We start from the raw sequence: 1231 nt of genomic DNA, 5'->3' as shown, positions 1-1231 counted from the left end.
CTGCTCCTCGCTGAACCTGCTGTCGTCCGGGGTGGCGACGAGGTCGGGCTCGGGCATCTCGGCGCCCAGGTGGGCCCGTTCCAGCGGGGGCGTGAGCAGCAGCTCGGCGAGGTCGGCGAGGCGCACGGCGTGCGGGGCGCGCAGCCCGGTGCCGCGGGCGAAGAAGGCGTCGGTGACGCGGTGGGCGGCGGAGACGGGCAGCGGCAGCACGGGGGCGAGGAGCTGGCCGTAGAGGTCGACGCCGGTGCGGGCGGCGGGCGGGGCGAACGCCTGCCGGTCCTGCTCGGCGCGGAACAGCGGGCCGGCGTCCAGCAGCCGGGTCTGGAGCTGGGTGTGGCGGCGGATGCAGTCCTTGACGATGTCGACCAGCTCGGCGGCACGGCGCTTGTGCTCGGGGTCCTCCGCTTCGTCGCGGGCGCGGCGGATGTTGGTGAGGATGGCGTTCTCGTGCCGGTACCGGTCGGCGACGTGGTCCAGCGCCTCGTCGATCATCGCCGGCACGGTCTGGAGCCAGTCGACCGCGCGCACGTTGCGCCGGGTGGCCTCCAGGGCGCGGCGGAGCGTCTCCGCGTACTGCACGGTGCGGTAGCGGGCCTGCTCGGCGGCCAGCTGGGCGTCGGCGAGCCGGCCGCGGTTGATGAGGACTTCGAGCTTGACCTCGGCGGCGATCTGCGCGCTGGTGACATCGGTGTCGAGCGCGCCCACCAGGACGTTGACCGCCTCGTCGGTGGTGCGCAGATAGACGGCGCCGCCGGGTCCCGGGACCTCTTCGAGGAGCTTGAAGTCGTACTCCCTGCGCACGTACGCGCCGTCGTGGCCGAACGTGCCGTACACCGCGCGGAAGCCGCGGTCGACGCTGCCGACGTTGACCAGGCTGTCCAGCACCCAGTGCGCCACCCGCTCGTGCTCGGCGCGGGGGCGCAGCGGTGCCTGGGCGGCGACGCGCGGCAGCAGGCGGGCGATGACCTCGTCGGGCTCGGCGCCGGTGTCGAAGTCCATCTGCAGCGTGACCAGGTCGATGGCGGACAGGGCCACCTCCGCCATCGCGTACACCCCGAACTCGCCCGCGAGCATCGCCTTGCGGGCGTCCAGGTCGTGCAGCGGGGCTGTGCACGCCAGGGCGCGCAGGCGGCGGGCCAGGCCCTCGTCGGCCGCCGGGCCCGGGGCGGGCCTGGGCGCGCCGGCGGCGGGCGTCGCGGTGGTCGGAGCAGTCACGTCGGACAGATTAGGC

At 74.8% G+C, this 1231-nt stretch carries 1 protein-coding gene; it reads right to left on the bottom strand.

The features are described from left to right. On the bottom strand, positions 1-1215 hold a 1215-nt coding region (locus H5J30_RS34265; protein WP_374101064.1), incomplete at its 3' end, for a hypothetical protein. Between the last annotated feature and the right edge of the window lie 16 nt (positions 1216-1231).

Origin of the sequence: Streptomyces phytophilus (genome assembly GCF_013870535.1) — a bacterium.
Lineage (GTDB): Bacteria > Actinomycetota > Actinomycetes > Streptomycetales > Streptomycetaceae > Streptomyces > Streptomyces phytophilus.
This window is presented reverse-complemented; position numbering and strand designations above follow the sequence as displayed.